The sequence below is a fragment of the Aerococcus sp. L_32 genome (assembly GCF_050689315.1).
Window position 1 is genome coordinate 1 of record NZ_JBOEQF010001088.1, and the last position, 621, is coordinate 621.

The 621-nt window shown below is 43.3% G+C and carries 1 pseudogene; it reads left to right on the forward strand.

What is annotated here, in order from left to right:
- A pseudogene (locus tag ACRCJ0_RS18315) lies at positions 1 to 445 on the forward strand (homoserine kinase); the annotation flags it as partial.
- Between the last annotated feature and the right edge of the window lie 176 nt (positions 446 to 621).

A 621-nucleotide genomic window follows, 5' to 3' on the forward strand; every position in this document is an offset into this window, starting at 1 on the left:
ATTATGGACGAAGTCTTTATTAGAGGATGTGCATTTTATTGCGACCGTCCCTAACCGTGAGCTATTAACTAAACAAGCGAGAGCCGTTTTGCCGAAAGAATTGGTCTTTGCTGACGCAGTTCGGGCGAATGGTATCGGTAATGTCTTCGTGAGCAAGTTGTTAGAAGGGGACATAGAAGCAGTAGGTACCTTGATGGAGATGGATCAATTACATGAACCGTTTCGGGCGAAATTAGTCCCAGAATTAGGGCAAATCCGCCAAGCTTTGTCAACAGTTGACGGGGTATACGGGACTTACCTATCAGGTGCCGGCCCAACTATTATGACCCTTGTCCAAGCTTCTACCTCAGATCAGATTGTTGAGGCTATCAGCCAATTAAATCTTGACGCACAGATAAAGACACTTGACTTTGCCCCAGATGGGGTTATAGTAGAAGATATGTGATTTTAGACGATTGATAATGTTACGAGCATGTCAGACTGATATGCTCGTAGCATTTTTTGTTGCTTTGCTTTTTGAAAAATGGCTACTATCCGCCAACTCGGCTTGCAGCATTTTGCCAAAAGTTTATACTTATGAAACATGCGGTGAACAGGCCTTTACATAAGTGAATCAAGGGA